The sequence below is a fragment of the Streptomyces sp. NRRL S-646 genome, from assembly GCF_000720765.1.
Taxonomy (GTDB): Bacteria; Actinomycetota; Actinomycetes; order Streptomycetales; family Streptomycetaceae; genus Streptomyces.
Map to the genome: position 1 here is coordinate 257,196 of NZ_JODC01000005.1, position 13,735 is coordinate 270,930.

The 13,735-nt window shown below is 69.7% G+C and carries 11 protein-coding genes; 5 read left to right on the forward strand and 6 right to left on the reverse strand.

Annotated elements, in window-relative coordinates; genetic code table 11:
* Positions 1-11: 11 nt before the first annotated feature.
* The 3 genes from IH68_RS0111090 to panB form a co-directional block, all read right to left on the reverse strand.
* Positions 12-827, reverse strand: coding sequence for an ABC transporter permease (locus tag IH68_RS0111090; protein ID WP_030932316.1), 816 nt, complete (start codon positions 825-827; stop codon positions 12-14).
* A complete protein-coding gene (locus IH68_RS0111095) occupies positions 824-1,849 on the reverse strand; it encodes an ATP-binding cassette domain-containing protein (RefSeq protein WP_030932318.1) in 1,026 nt (341 codons plus the stop codon). The genes IH68_RS0111090 and IH68_RS0111095 overlap by 4 nt, the downstream gene beginning before the upstream one ends.
* 204 nt (positions 1,850-2,053) lie before the next feature.
* Positions 2,054-2,929, reverse strand: coding sequence for a 3-methyl-2-oxobutanoate hydroxymethyltransferase (gene panB / locus IH68_RS0111100; RefSeq protein WP_030932321.1), 876 nt, complete (start codon positions 2,927-2,929; stop codon positions 2,054-2,056).
* A gap of 191 nt (positions 2,930-3,120) precedes the next feature.
* Here panB and IH68_RS0111105 point away from each other — a divergent pair, with 191 nt between their 5' ends.
* The 4 genes from IH68_RS0111105 to IH68_RS0111120 all read left to right on the forward strand — a co-directional run bounded on the left by IH68_RS0111105 (position 3,121) and on the right by IH68_RS0111120 (position 7,978).
* Entirely contained in the window at positions 3,121-4,710 is a 1,590-nt protein-coding gene (locus IH68_RS0111105; protein WP_030932324.1) for an MFS transporter, read from the forward strand.
* A gap of 63 nt (positions 4,711-4,773) precedes the next feature.
* A complete protein-coding gene (locus IH68_RS0111110) occupies positions 4,774-5,415 on the forward strand; it encodes a TetR/AcrR family transcriptional regulator (RefSeq protein ID WP_030932326.1) in 642 nt (213 codons plus the stop codon).
* A 187-nt stretch (positions 5,416-5,602) separates the two neighbouring features.
* Positions 5,603-6,652 (forward strand): endonuclease/exonuclease/phosphatase family protein, encoded by a 1,050-nt coding sequence (locus IH68_RS0111115; RefSeq protein WP_030932327.1) that lies wholly within the window; start codon positions 5,603-5,605, stop codon positions 6,650-6,652.
* 96 nt (positions 6,653-6,748) lie between these two features.
* Complete coding sequence (locus tag IH68_RS0111120; protein ID WP_030932330.1) at positions 6,749-7,978, forward strand: MFS transporter; 1,230 nt, start codon at positions 6,749-6,751, stop codon at positions 7,976-7,978.
* Positions 7,979-8,115: 137 nt separating this feature from the next.
* Here the strand turns inward: IH68_RS0111120 and IH68_RS0111125 are convergent, their stop codons facing one another.
* On the reverse strand, positions 8,116-10,152 hold the full coding sequence (locus IH68_RS0111125) for an NAD(+) synthase (protein ID WP_030932333.1): 2,037 nt from the start codon (positions 10,150-10,152) through the stop codon (positions 8,116-8,118).
* Positions 10,153-10,306: 154 nt separating this feature from the next.
* Here IH68_RS0111125 and IH68_RS0111130 point away from each other — a divergent pair, with 154 nt between their 5' ends.
* A complete protein-coding gene (locus IH68_RS0111130; RefSeq protein ID WP_037884729.1) occupies positions 10,307-10,708 on the forward strand; it encodes a hypothetical protein in 402 nt (133 codons plus the stop codon).
* Between the two features lie 240 nt (positions 10,709-10,948).
* Here the strand turns inward: IH68_RS0111130 and IH68_RS0111135 are convergent, their stop codons facing one another.
* Positions 10,949-12,889, reverse strand: a complete 1,941-nt coding sequence (locus IH68_RS0111135) for a S53 family peptidase (protein ID WP_030932340.1) — start codon at positions 12,887-12,889, stop codon at positions 10,949-10,951.
* Between the two features lie 213 nt (positions 12,890-13,102).
* On the reverse strand, positions 13,103-13,735 hold the full coding sequence (locus tag IH68_RS0111140; RefSeq protein ID WP_030932343.1) for a DUF305 domain-containing protein: 633 nt from the start codon (positions 13,733-13,735) through the stop codon (positions 13,103-13,105).

Consider the following 13,735-nt stretch of genomic DNA (forward strand, 5'->3'; position numbering starts at 1 on the left):
CCCGGGCTGCGTCAGCTCTTGGTACGGAACTTGTGGATCGCGTACGGCGCCGCGACCGCCGTGATCGCCACGGACCAGCCGAGCGTCACCCACAGGTCGTGTGCGACCGGGCCGCCCACCATCAGTCCGCGCGCCGCGTCGGCGAGCGTGGACAGCGGGTTGTAGTCGGTGAAGGCCTTCAGCCAGCCCGGCATCGTCTTCGTCGGCGCGAAGATCGACGAGCCGAACTGCAGCGGGAAGAGCACCAGGAAGCCCATCGCCTGCACGGACTGCGCGTTCTTCAGGACCACGCCCAGGGTGAGGAACACCCACATGATCGACGAGGCGAACACCGCGGACAGGCCCACCGTCGCGAACAGACCGCCCCAGTGGTGGATGTCGAAGCCGACCAGCACGGCGACGATCATCAGCACGGTCGTGGCGAACAGCATGCGCGCCAGCTCGACCGCGATCTTCGCGAACAGCACCGAGCCGCGCCCGATCGGCAGGGACCGGAAGCGGTCCATGACACCGGAGTTGAAGTCCTGGCTGAAGCCGGTGCCCACGCCCTGCGACAGCGACATGCTCATCATCGCGATCATGCCGGGGATGACGTACTGGACGTACCCGTGCTGGCCGCCGCCCAGCGCCTGCCCGATCGAGCCGCCGAAGACGTACACGAACAGCAGGGTGAAGATGACCGGCATCAGCAGCGCGTCGAACATCGACTCGGGGTCCTGCTTGATCCACAGCAGGTTGCGGCGGATCAGGGCGCCGGTGTGGCGCAGGTGGCCGCGCAGCGGGATGCGCGCATCGGCGGCCGGAGCGGTGGCGGTTGCCGCGCTCATACGGCGACCTCCTCGAGGGTGTCGGTGGGTACGGCGTCCTGCGGGGCACTGGCGCGGTGGCCGGTGAGGGACAGGAACACCTCGTCCAGGCTGGGCAGTTCGGTGGTGATGGCGCTGATCGTGATGCCCTGCGAGATGACCACGCCGGTCACCGCGGTCAGCTGTTCGTCGCTGAGGATCGGCACGATCACGGAACCGCTCTCGGTGTCGACGGTGGTGGTGGCGAGCCCGGTGATGCCGAGGTCGTCGAGGGTGGCGGCGAGCGGCCGCAGCTGCTGCGGGTCGGCGGGCCGCACCCGCAGCGTCCGTCCGCCCACCTTGGCCTTCAGCTCGTCGATCGCACCGCCGGCGATGACCTTGCCGCGGTCCACGACGGTCAGCTCGGTGGCGAGCTGCTCGGCCTCCTCCATGTACTGGGTGGTGAGCAGCACGGTCACGCCCTCGCCGACCATGGTCTTGACCTCGTCCCACACCTCGTTGCGGGTGCGCGGGTCGAGTCCGGTGGTCGGCTCGTCGAGGAACAGCACCTCGGGCCGCCCGATCATCGAGGCCGCCAGGTCCAGCCGCCGCCGCATACCGCCGGAGTAGGTGCTCGCGGGCCGCTTGGCGGCTTCGGTGAGCGAGAACCGCTCCAGCAGCTCGTCGGCACGCGCGCGTGCCTCCTTGCGGGGCAGGTCGAGCAGCCGCCCGATCATGTACAGGTTCTCCCAGCCGGGGAGCTTCTCGTCGACGGAGGCGTACTGCCCGGTGAGACCTATCACCCGGCGCAGCTGCCGGGGCTGCCGCAGCACGTCGTATCCGGCGACGGTCGCCTGCCCCGAGGTCGGGGCGAGCAGGGTGGACAGGATCCGCACGAGGGTGGTCTTGCCGGCCCCGTTCGGCCCGAGCACACCCATCACGGTGCCCTCGCGCACATCCAGGTCGACACCGTCCAGCGCCTTGGTCTCGCCGTAGTGCTTGACCAGCCCCCGCACGGTGACGGCGGCATTCCCGCCGCTGGGGTTCTTGTCGATTCGCGTCATGACAACGAAGGTGACAGGGCCGACCGACAAAGCACCGACAGGTCACCGACAGCCACCTACACCTCGCCGACAAGCACCGCAACCATCAATTGAGGAACCACGATGGCGAGCACCCCCTCCGCGAGAGCGGCGCCGGTTTAGGCGCAAAAGCCAGCAGCCCGTCGACGGGGGAAATCGACGGGCTGCCTCTGTGCCGCTATGGCTCTAGTGGACGGAGTTCTCCTCCGACGGGAACGCCCCGCCGACCACGTCCTCGGCAAACTCCTTCACCGCGTTCCCCATGACCTCACGCAGGTTCGCGTACTTCTTGACGAACTTCGGGACCCGACCGGAGGTCAGCCCCAGCATGTCCGTCCACACCAGCACCTGCGCATCCGTCTCGGGACCGGCCCCGATCCCCACCGTCGGAATGTGCAGCACCCGCGTCACCTCGGCCGCCAGCTCCGCCGGCACCAGCTCCAGCACGACCGCGAACGCACCCGCGTCCTGCACGGCCTTCGCGTCCCGCAGCAGCTGCTGGGCCGCCTCCTCGCCGCGCCCCTGCACCCGGTAGCCCATCGCGTTCACGGACTGCGGGGTCAGCCCGATGTGGGCCATGACCGGGATGCCGGACTCGACAAGCAGCCGGATCTGCTCGTGCGACCGCTCGCCGCCCTCCAGCTTCACGGCACCCACCCCGGCGTCCTTCACCAGCCGGGTCGCCGAGCGCAGCGCCTGCACCGGACCCTCCTGGTAGGAGCCGAAGGGAAGGTCGCCGACGATCAGGGCGCGCTGCGTACCGCGTACGACGGCCGCGGACAGCATGGTCATCTCGTCCATGGTGACGGGCACGGTCGTCTCGTACCCGAGGTGGCAGTTGCCCGCCGAGTCGCCGACGAGGATCACCGGGATGCCGGCCTCGTCGAAGACGGACGCGGTCATCGCGTCGTAGGCGGTGAGCATGGGCCACTTCTCGCCGCGTTCCTTGGCGAGGGCGATGTCGCGAACGGTGATACGGCGTGTGCCCTTGCCTCCATACAGCGCCTTGCTGCCGTCGGAGGGCCTGTTCTGGACAGTCTGGGCAGCCGAAAGCTGCGTCATTGCAACGGCTCCTTCAGTCATCTCGAGGCGCCCTGACGGCGTCCCCGGATCACCCCCATGGTGGCACTTCGTGCCAGCCAGGGCCAGAGGGAACTCCGTCACGTACGGCACGCAGGGCCGGGCGTAAGGTCCAGGTAAAAGATTTACGATACGGCACCGTCTCGTATCGGAATTCGCCTAGCCTGGACGGCATGACGACTCCACCCGTTCCCGCACCCCGGATACCGGAGGCGGTGCACCGGCGCCGCTGGGCGATCCTCGGCGTCCTGATGCTCAGCCTGCTGATCGTGGTGCTCGACAACTCGATCCTGAACGTCGCCATCAAGACGATCTCCACCCCGGCCCCGACCGGGCTGGGCGCCACGCAGAGCGAGCTGGAGTGGGCGATCAACGCCTACACGCTCGTCTTCGCGGGTCTGCTGTTCACCGCGGGCCTGCTCGGCGACCGGCTCGGACGCAAGAAGGTCCTGCTCGGCGGGCTCGCCGTGTTCGGCATCGGGTCCGCGCTGGCCGCGGAGTCCGGCTCACCCACCCAGCTCATCGCCTTCCGCGCGCTGATGGGCCTCGGTGCCGCCTTCGTCATGCCGGCCACCCTCGCGGTCCTCATGAACGTCTTCGAGCGGGAGGAGCAGCCGAAGGCCATCGGTATCTGGGCGGGCGGCGTCGGTCTGGCCATCGCCATCGGGCCGATCACCGGCGGTGTGCTCCTCGACCACTTCTGGTGGGGCTCCGTCTTCCTCATCAACGTGCCGATCGTGCTGCTCGCCCTCGCGCTGATGCTGTGGCTGGTCCCCGACTCCCGCGACCCGAGGCCGGGCCGCGTGGACCCCGTCGGCGTCGTCCTGTCCGTGGTCGGCCTCGTCCTGCTCGTCTACGGCATCATCAAGGGCGGCGAACTCGCCGACTTCACGGACGTCAAGGTGCTGTCGACGATCGCCGCCGGCCTTGTCGTGCTCGCCGGCTTCGTCGTGTTCGAGAAGCGCAGCGACCACCCGTCGCTCGACGTCACCTACTTCCGGAACAAGGTCTTCTCGGCCGCCATGGCCGCCATCGCGCTGGTCTTCTTCGCGCTCATGGGCGTGACCTTCTTCTCCGTCTTCTACACCCAGAGCGTGCGCGGCTACTCGCCGCTGCAGACCGGTCTGCTGATGCTGCCGCTGGCCGCCGCCCAGCTGATCTTCGCGCCGCGCGCCCGGCTGGTCGTGGACCGCTTCGGCAACAAGGCCACCACCACGGGCGGCATGGTGATCATCGCTGCGATGCTGGCCGCGTTCGCCACGCTGGACGCGGACACCCCGATCTGGCTCCTCGAGGTCATCTTCTTCCTCATGGGCACCGGCATGGCACACATCATGACGCCGACCAGCGTCGTCATCATGCAGGCCCTGCCCCGCGAGAAGGCCGGCTCCGCGTCCGCGCTCAGCAACACCTTCCGCCAGGTCGGCGGCGCCCTCGGCATCGCGGTCCTCGGCTCCGTCCTGTCCACGGCCTACCGCAACGGCATCGAGGGCAAGCTCGGCCCGCTGCCCGCCGGCCTGCGCGACACCGCGGGCGAGTCCATCGAGGCCACCCTCGGCGTCGCCGCCAAGCTCGGCCCGCAGGGCAGGGCCCTGATCACCCCGGCCAACGACGCGTTCCTGCACGCGATGCACATCACCGCGCTGTGGGGAGCGGGCGTGGCGGTCGTCGGCGCGGCCGTCGTGGCCCTGTTCCTGCCCGGGAAGACGTCGGCCCGTCAGGAGGGGGAGGAGGAGCAGGAGTTGGTGGCAGCGACGGAATAGCGTCTTCCGCCGTACCGGGGGGCAACGGGGAGAATCGCTGCAGCACAAGGAAGGGACGCAGAAGTGAGCCTCGCCGACAGTCCGGCCCCTCCCGGGGTGCCTGCACGGGGGCGCCCCCGCAGTGAGGCGGTCGAACGCGCCGTCATAGAAGGCGTGATGAAGCTCCTGGAGGAGGGCGTCCCGCTCGCCGAACTCTCCATCGAGCGGATCGCCCGCACGGCGGGCGTCGGCAAGGCCACCATCTACCGCCGCTGGAACGGCAAGGAGGAGCTCTTCGTCGACGTCGTACGCGCCGCCGAGCCCCCGGACCCCGAACTCCCCGGCACGTCCATGCGTGACGACCTGGTGGCTCTCCTGGAGCAGCTGCGGCAGCGCGGCGTCATGACCCGCACCTCGGTGCTCCTGCACAACGTGTTCGCCCAGATGAAGAGCAGCCCGAAGGTCTGGGCCGCCTACCACGCCTCCGTCGTCCGGCCGCGGCGCAGACTGCAGATCGAGATCCTGCGCCGCGGCCAGCAGAACGGCGAACTCCGCGAGGACGTCGACCTCGAGCTGGTCAACGACCTGATCGTCGGCCCCATGCTGCTGCGCACCGTCATGCGCCCGGAGGCGGACGTGGAGACCGATCTCTCCGAGGGCCTGTCGGAGCGGATCGTGGACACCGTCCTCGAAGGGCTACGACCCGTCAAATCCTCAACCACCTAGACCGAATGTGCGCGTTGCGTCACAGAGGGCGCTTTCCCGGGGCGCATTCGGAACTCCCCGCGCCGGGTTCGTCGTCCTCGTGCCCGTACGGCCGTCATGCGACGGCAGGATCGGGCTCGATCATCCCCTAGGGTTTCAGACACGGGGGGACGGACGGGTTGCACGGCAGGCAGTGAGGCGACGCGGTATGGCGCAGCAGGCGTATGTGACGGAGACGGGCAACGGCGGCTCGGGTCCCGAGCACCGGGGAGACCGGCTTCGGCGCCTGCTCAACCGCCTGGTCTCAGGATGGCGCGGCGACCCGAGAATCTGGCGCCGTGGCCTCGTCGTCGCCGCGCTTGCGGTGGTCCTCGCCCTGGTCATGCTGCTGCACGCCCGGATCCCCAACCGCATCGGCAACCTGGGCAGCCTCACCGAGACCTTCCTGCCCTGGCTGGGCCTCCTGGTCCCGGTGCTGCTCCTGCTCGCCCTGGTGCGCAGGTCGGCGACCGCGCTGATCGCGGTGGTGCTGCCGGCGGCCGTTTGGCTGAACCTCTTCGGCGGGCTGCTCACCGACAAGACCGTCGGCGGCGGCGACCTGACCGTCGCCACGCACAACGTCAACGCCGACAACCCCGACCCCTCGGGTACGGCCCGTGACGTGGCCGCGTCCGGCGCGGACGTGCTGGCCCTGGAGGAGCTGACCGCGTCGGCGGTGCCGGTGTACGAGAAGGCGCTGGCGTCGACGTACAAGTACCACTCGGTTCAGGGCACCGTCGGACTCTGGAGCAAGTACCCCATGACCGGGGTCAGGGCCGTCGACATCAAGCTGGGCTGGACCCGGGCCATGCGCGCCACGGTGACCACCCCCGAGGGGCAGGTCGCCTTCTACGTCGCCCACCTCCCGTCCGTGCGGGTGAAGCTGGAGGCCGGGTTCACGGCCCGGCAGCGCGACACGAGCGCCAACGCACTGGGCGAGGCCATCTCGCACGAGCCGCTGCAGCGGAAGGTGCTGCTCGGCGACCTGAACGGCACGATGAACGACCGCGCCCTCAACGGCGTCACCTCCCAGATGCGCTCCACGCAGGGCGCGGCGGGCAGCGGGTTCGGGTTCAGCTGGCCGGCCTCGTTCCCGATGGCGCGGATCGACCAGATCATGGTCCAGGGCATCGAGCCGGTGACCTCGTGGACGTTGCCGAGGACCGGGAGCGACCACCTGCCGATCGCGGCCCGTGTGAGCCTGGACACCAGCTCTTAAACTCCTGGAATACAGGGCCCGAGAGACTTTGTTCCGTTGTTGAACTTAAACTATGGACTCCGCTCTCCCTTTGATCTGAAAGGAACAGGCCCCTTCATGCCCCTGGCCCTGCTCGCTCTGGCCGTCGGCGCTTTTGGAATAGGTACCACCGAGTTCGTGATGATGGGCCTGCTGCCCGACGTCGCGGACGACCTGCACATCTCCGTCCCCACCGCCGGGCACCTCGTCTCGGCGTACGCGCTGGGCGTCGTCATCGGCGCCCCGCTGCTGGCCGCGGTCACCGCGCGGATGTCCCGCCGCACGGTGCTGATCGGCCTGATGTCCCTGTTCGTGGTGGGCAACGCGCTGTCGGCCTTCGCCCCCGGCTACGACTCCCTGCTGGCCGCCCGCTTCCTGAGCGGTCTGCCGCACGGGGCCTTCTTCGGCGTCGGTGCGGTCGTGGCGACGAACCTGGTCGCCCCCGAGCGCAAGGCCCGCTCGGTCTCCCTCATGTTCCTCGGCCTCACCATCGCCAATATCGCCGGTGTCCCGGTGGCCACACTCATCGGGCAGCACCTCGGCTGGCGGGCCGCCTTCCTCGGTGTCAGCGCCATCGGACTCGCCGCGATCGCCTCCCTGGCGGCGCTGATCCCGCACGACCACACCCACGTCGCCCCGGCGACGGGCCTGCGCGGCGAACTGGCCGCCCTGCGCTCCGTGCCGGTCTGGCTGGCGCTCGGCACCACGGTCGCCGGCTTCGGCGCGCTGTTCGCCGCGTACAGCTACATCACGCCGATGCTCACGGATGCCGCCGGGTACGCCGAGACCAGCGTGACGCTGCTGCTGGCGCTGTTCGGCGTCGGCGCGACGGTGGGCAACCTGGCGGGCGGCCGCCTGGCGGACCACTCCCTGCGGGGGACGCTCTTCGGCGGCCTGGTCTCCCTGGCGGGCGTCCTGGCCCTGTTCCCGCTGCTGATGTCGACACAGTGGACCGCGGCCCTGGCGGTGGTCCTGCTGGGCGCGGCGGCCTTCATCACCGGCTCGCCGCTCCAGCTGATGGTCATGGAGAAGGCGTCGGCGGCCCCGTCCCTGGCGTCGTCCGCGAACCAGGCCGCGTTCAACCTGGCGAACGCCGGGGGAGCGTGGATCGGGGGCGTCGCCCTGGCCGCGGGCTTCGGCGTGACGTCCCCGGCACTGGCGGGCGCGATGCTGGCGGTGCTGGGACTGGGCGTCGCGGGGGTCGCGTATGCGGTGGACCGGAGGCAGGTCGCTCCGCAGCCGCAGGCCGGCCGGGAACGAGTGGTCGCGTCGCACATGCCACAGCAGGCGGAGGCGCTGCACCACTGAGGCTTACCGCCCGTGCGCCGGTCAGCAATTTTCAGGCCGTCCGGCGTCTGAGGACGAGGCCCTCGGGCCGATGGGGGTCCGGGGGCGCAGCCCCCAGGGCCGCGCACCCCCGCTCACCCGCACTGAACCGATCGAAACTAATCGAAGCGGGCAAGATCCTGCAGCCAAGCTGTCGCCGAGCTGTCCGAAGGCGCCCGCCAGTCCCCCCGCGGGGACAGTGAACCCCCGGCCGAAACCTTCGGCCCATTGGGCATCGCCGACCGCTTGAACTGCGCGAACGCGAAGAAGCGGCGGCAGAAGACCTCCAGCCACTGCCGGATCTCCGGCAGGTCGTACGCCACCCGCTTGGCGTCGGGGAAGCCGGGCGGCCAGCCGCCCGCGTCCGAGTCGTGCCACGCGTGCCAGGCCAGGAAGGCGATCTTCGACGGCCGGAACCCGTACCGCAGCACATGGAACAGTGTGAAGTCGTGCAGCGCGTACGGCCCGATCTTCGACTCGGTCGACTGCATCTCCTCACCCGGCACCAGCTCCGGGCTGATCTCGGTGTCGAGGATCGCGGCCAGGATCTTCCCCGTCTCCTCGTCGAACTGCCCGCTGCTGATGACCCACCGGATCAGATGCTGCATCAGCGTCTTCGGCACACCCGAGTTGACGTTGTAGTGGCTCATCTGGTCGCCCACGCCGTACGTGGACCAGCCGAGCGCCAGCTCCGACAGATCACCGGTGCCGAGCACGATGCCGCCGCGCTGGTTGGCGAGCCGGAACAGGTAGTCGGTGCGCAGGCCCGCCTGCACGTTCTCGAAGGTGACGTCGTACACCGGCTCACCGGAGGCGAACGGATGCCCCATCTCCTGCAGCATCAGCCGCGCCGTCGGCGTGATGTCCAGTTCGGCCGCCGTGACCCCCAGAGAGCGCATCAGCGCGTGCGCGTTGGCCTTGGTGTGGTCGCTGGTCGCGAAGCCGGGCAGGGTCCACGCCAGGATGTCGCTGCGCGGACGCCCCGCACGGTCCATCGCCCGCGCGGCGACGATCAGCGCATGCGTGGAGTCCAGGCCGCCGGACACCCCGATGACCACCTTCGGGCCGCCGATCGAGGCGAGGCGCTGCTGGAGGCCCTCGACCTGGATGTTGTACGCCTCGTAGCAGTCCAGGGCGAGCCGCTCCGCGTCGGCCGGCACGAACGGGAAGCGCTCCAGCCGGCGGCGCAGCCCGAGATCGGTGAGCGGCGGATCGAGCTCGAACCCGACGGTCCGGAAGTCACCGGTGCGCGCCCGGTGCGTACGGCGGTTGTCGTCGAACGTGCCCATCCGCTGCCGCTCCTGCCGCAGCAGGTCGAGGTCGATGTCGGCGATGGCGTACTCGTCGCCGAGCGGGAACCGCTCGGTCTCGGCCAGCAGCGCACCGTTCTCGTAGACCATGGCCTGGCCGTCCCAGGACAGGTCGGTGGTCGACTCGCCGAGCCCGGCGGCCGCGTAGACGTACGCGGCGAGGCAGCGCGAGGACGCCGAGCGGCACAGCAGCTTGCGGTCCTCGGCCCGCCCGACCGTGATCGGGCTGCCGGAGAGGTTGACGAGGACGGTCGCACCGGCGAGGGCCGCCTCCGCGCTCGGCGGCACCGGCACCCACATGTCCTCGCAGATCTCCGCGTGCAGCACCAGACCGGGCACGTCGTCGGCCGCGAACAGCAGATCCACGCCGAACGGCACGGACTCGCCGCCGACCCGGATCGACCCGCCGCGCTCGTCGGCGCCGTCGGCGATCTGCCGGCGCTCGTAGAACTCCCGGTAGTACGGCGGGTACGACTTGGGCACCACACCGAGGACACGGCCGCGGTGCACGATCACCGCGCAGTTGTAGACCCGGTGGCGATGGCGCAGCGGGGCCCCGACGACCAGCACCGGCAGCAGCTCCGCCGAGCCGGCCACCACTTCCCCGAGCGCCTGCTCGACCTGGTCGAGCAGTGCGTCCTGCAGCAGGAGGTCCTCGATGGAGTAGCCGCACAGCACCATCTCCGGGAAGACGGCGACGGCGACACCCTCCTCGGCGCATCTGCGTGCGTGACGCAGGACCGCCTCGGCGTTGGCGGGCGGGTCCGCGATGACGGTGTGGCCCGTACATGCGGCGACGCGGGCGAAGCCGTGCTGATAGATGGACCAGAAGTTCGACTGAGGCACGAGGATCAGTGTAATCGTCAGAGCGACGCGATGGGGGCGGGCCTCAGCGCCGCGCACCCCCGCCAACCTTTGGCGTGATCATGGCAGAGCGTACGCTGGTTCCTGCGGATTCGCCGTCCGATCGAGCGAGTCTCACGCCGAAGCAGGAGGCGCTGTGCAAAGCAATGGTGTCGCAGTCCGGGATGAGCGCGCGCAGGAGTGGGGCTGGTTCCTGGCATGGCTCGCGGTCGGTGGCTGTGTGGCGCTCGGGCTGGCCGCGCTGCTCTCGGTGGGCCTGGTCCTGATCGTCCTGGGAGCCCTGGCCGCCGTGTTCCTGCTGCGCAAGGGGCATCGGAACGCCGTCGTCGGAGCCGTCACCGGCCTGTCGCTGCCGCTCTTCTACGTTGCCTACCTGAACCGGGGTGGCCCGGGGAACGTGTGCCGGGCCACGGCCGGCGGGGAGACCTGCACCGACGAGTACGCCCCGGTGCCGTTCCTGATCGCCGGCGCGCTGCTCTTCGCCGCCGGATTCCTGGTCTTTCTGATCCTTGACCGCCGCCGCAAGGGAACTCGCTGACTCGTGGGCGCCTTCCGGTTTTCCGGCTGCCGACAGGCTGACCGGAAAACCGGAAACAGAAGTGCCCCACCCTGCGATACGGCTCGGGTTCTTTCTCCCCTGCCTCAGCGGCTCGGCGGCGGGCTCGTCAGAGCGACGCGATCGCCGGGCGCGGGGTGTGCGTCACCCCACGCACGCCGAAGGGGCGCGGGATGAACACATCCCGCGCCCCTCAGGTGCCGTTACCGGCGGTGCGGTGCCTCAGTGGCCCTTGTACGACTCCACGTAGCCGTTCGCGGGCGAGCCCACGCCGGTGACGTCGTCGTAGCCCTTGACCGCGGACAGCGAGCTGTCCTTGCCGAGGCTGCGGACCGAGGTGGCCAGGCCGCCGGTGGCGTCGTAGCCGTTGACGAAGTCGACGCGCGCGACGGCGAGGTCCTTGCCCGTCGGCTTGTCGACGACGTCGTGGTAGACACCCTTGCCGTACCGGGCGTAGATCTCCGGGTTGGCGAAGCCGAGCGCCTTGCCGCCGTGTGCCTCCTGGGCCAGTGCCTGGACGGCCGCGATGACCGGAGCGGCGAGCGAGGTGCCGCCGATGCGGTACTCGTCGTACGCCTGGGTCTTCCCGTCCGGCAGGGTCTGGGTCTGGCCGACCAGGAAGCCGGTGTTCGGGTCGGCGATCGCCGCGATGTCCGGGACGACACGGTTGCCGTCGGCGCTGTTGGCCGTGGCGAGCGCGTCCGGGACGACGCCCTTCTGGTAGAAGGGCTCGGCGACCGTCTTGCTGGTGCCGCCGCCCGCACCCGAGGTGAACGCGCCGGGGAAGTTGGTCCAGCTCTTGCCGTCCGCGGACAGCACGGCCTTCTCGGTGCCCCAGCCGGTTTCCCACTGGTAGTTGTTGCTCTTGCCGACCGCCAGCGAGGTACCGCCGACCGCCGTCACCCAGGCCGAGTTGGCCGGGGTGTCGACCTGCTTCGTCTTGGTGTTGGCGACCTCGTCGCCGTTGTCACCGGAGGAGAAGTAGAAGCCGATGCCCTCGACCGCGCCGAACTGGAACACCTGGTCGTAGGCGGCCGCGAGGTCCGGCGTCTGGTTGGCCTCGATGTCGCCCCACGAGTTGGAGACGATGTCGGCGAGGTGGTTGTCCACCACCTTGCTCAGCGAGTCCAGCAGGTCGTTGTCCATGCACGACGCGGCGCCCACATAGGTGACGTCCGCGGCCGGCGCGACCGCGTGCACGGCCTCGACGTCCAGGGTCTCCTCGCCGTACCAGCCGGCGGCGGAGCAGTCCTTGGTGTTCGTGTACTTCTTCGGCAGGACCTGGTGCAGCTGCCCGGTCGTCCACTTGGCGTCGCCGTGCTTGCCGGCGTACGTCTGCGCGTCGAACGCGATGGACGGCGAGGCGTACGCGTCCGTGATGGCGATCCGGACACCCTTGCCGGTGTAGCTGCCCGCACCGTAGGCGGCGCGCAGCTGCTTGCCGGTGTAGCCCTTGATCGCGTACGGGATCTTCGAACCGTAGGCGTCGGGCAGCGTGCTCGCGATGTTCGAGCCGAAGTACGAGGAGAACGGCCCGGAGTTGCGGAACACGGTCTCCGGCGGCGGCAGCTGGTCGTCGTGGGTCGACTTGTGCGGAGCGTTGTCCAGGCCGGTGACGGTCAGGACGGCGCCCTTCAGGCTCTCCGGGACGGAGGCGGCCTTCGCCGGCGCCCGGTAGGTCTTCGAGCCCTTGGTGTAGTTGTGCAGCTGGGTGCCGAACGCCTTCTCGGCGGCGGCCACGTCACCGGTGACGGAGACGTAGTGCTGCGTGGTGCCCGTGACCTTCAGGCCCGCGGACCTCAGCCACGACTTGACCGCGGCCACCTGGGCCTTGGTCGCGCCGTAGCGGGCCTGTGCCTGCTTGGCGCTCAGGTACTTGCCGTACGAGGCCGAGCTCGGGTCGGACACGGCCTTCGCGTAGGCGGCGAGGCCGGCGGCGTCCTTGCCCGCGAAATACACCCGGGCGGAGACCCGGGAGCTGTCGGACGTGGCTCCCTTGTCCGCCCTGGCCGTCGCCCACGCGGGCTTGGTGCCCGCGAGTGCGTTCCGGCCGGGGTTGTCCGCGGCGTGCGCCGCGGGTATGCCGAGCGCCAGCGCACCGGCGATCATGGGCAGTGTCGCCGCCATGCTCACGGTGCGCAGTTTGGCGCGGTTGGATCTCATGGAACCCCCTGCGATGCGGTTCTTCGCATGTGTGGTCGGTCGTCGCTGTGATCCGCGTAGACAACCCGCTCCGCGGCGGAGGCGCGGGCATTGGATCAAGCGATGGGGGTCACTCTTTCGATGAACCGTTCATGCCAGGGGAATGCGTAAGCCAAGAGAAACCCAAGGAACCGTCATCCAGGGCGATTTGAGGCTTTCGTTCCCCTCGGAGGGTTATGAACGCGCTTTCGCCCCGCGCTCCTTGAGCATGTCCGCCATCAGCTTGATCTCCGACTGCTGAGCGTCGACCATGCCCTGCGCGAGACTCTTCTCCACCCCGACCCGGCACTTGGCGACACAGCCCTCGGCCATGTGGATGCCGCCCTTGTGATGGTCCGTCATCAACTGCAGATAGAAGACCTCGGCCTGCTTGCCGCTGAGCGTGCCGAGTTTCGTCATCTCCGTGTTGGTCGCCATGCCGGGCATCAGCGCGCCGTCCTTGCCGGAGGCCATGTCGCCCATGCCCATCCAGGTCATCGGCGGATCCGCCGACACCTTCGGCAGCCCCCACAGATCCAGCCAGCCCAGCAGCATGCCGCGCTGGTTGGCCTGCGTCTGCGCGATGTCGTAGGCGAGCCGTCGCACTTCCGCGTTCTTCGTACGGTCGCGCACGATGTACGACATCTCGACGGCCTGCTGGTGATGCACCGCCATGTCCCGCGCGAATCCCGCGTCCGCGGAGTCGGCGGTGGGCGTGCTCGCGCCCGTGTCCGACCCGCCGTCCTCGGCGACCGCATAGGTGATCGCACCCGCGGCGACGAGCGCGGCCGCCGTTGCCCCGGCGATCCAGCCGATGTGCTTCCTCAC

Coding starts and splice junctions, on each gene's coding strand:
- IH68_RS0111090 (WP_030932316.1), bottom strand. CDS start 827: ATGAGCGCGGCAACCGCCACCGCTCCGGCCGCCGATGCGCGCATCCCG.
- IH68_RS0111095 (WP_030932318.1), bottom strand. CDS start 1,849: ATGACGCGAATCGACAAGAACCCCAGCGGCGGGAATGCCGCCGTCACC.
- panB (WP_030932321.1), bottom strand. CDS start 2,929: ATGACGCAGCTTTCGGCTGCCCAGACTGTCCAGAACAGGCCCTCCGAC.
- IH68_RS0111105 (WP_030932324.1), top strand. CDS start 3,121: ATGACGACTCCACCCGTTCCCGCACCCCGGATACCGGAGGCGGTGCAC.
- IH68_RS0111115 (WP_030932327.1), top strand. CDS start 5,603: ATGGCGCAGCAGGCGTATGTGACGGAGACGGGCAACGGCGGCTCGGGT.
- IH68_RS0111120 (WP_030932330.1), top strand. CDS start 6,749: ATGCCCCTGGCCCTGCTCGCTCTGGCCGTCGGCGCTTTTGGAATAGGT.
- IH68_RS0111135 (WP_030932340.1), bottom strand. CDS start 12,889: ATGAGATCCAACCGCGCCAAACTGCGCACCGTGAGCATGGCGGCGACA.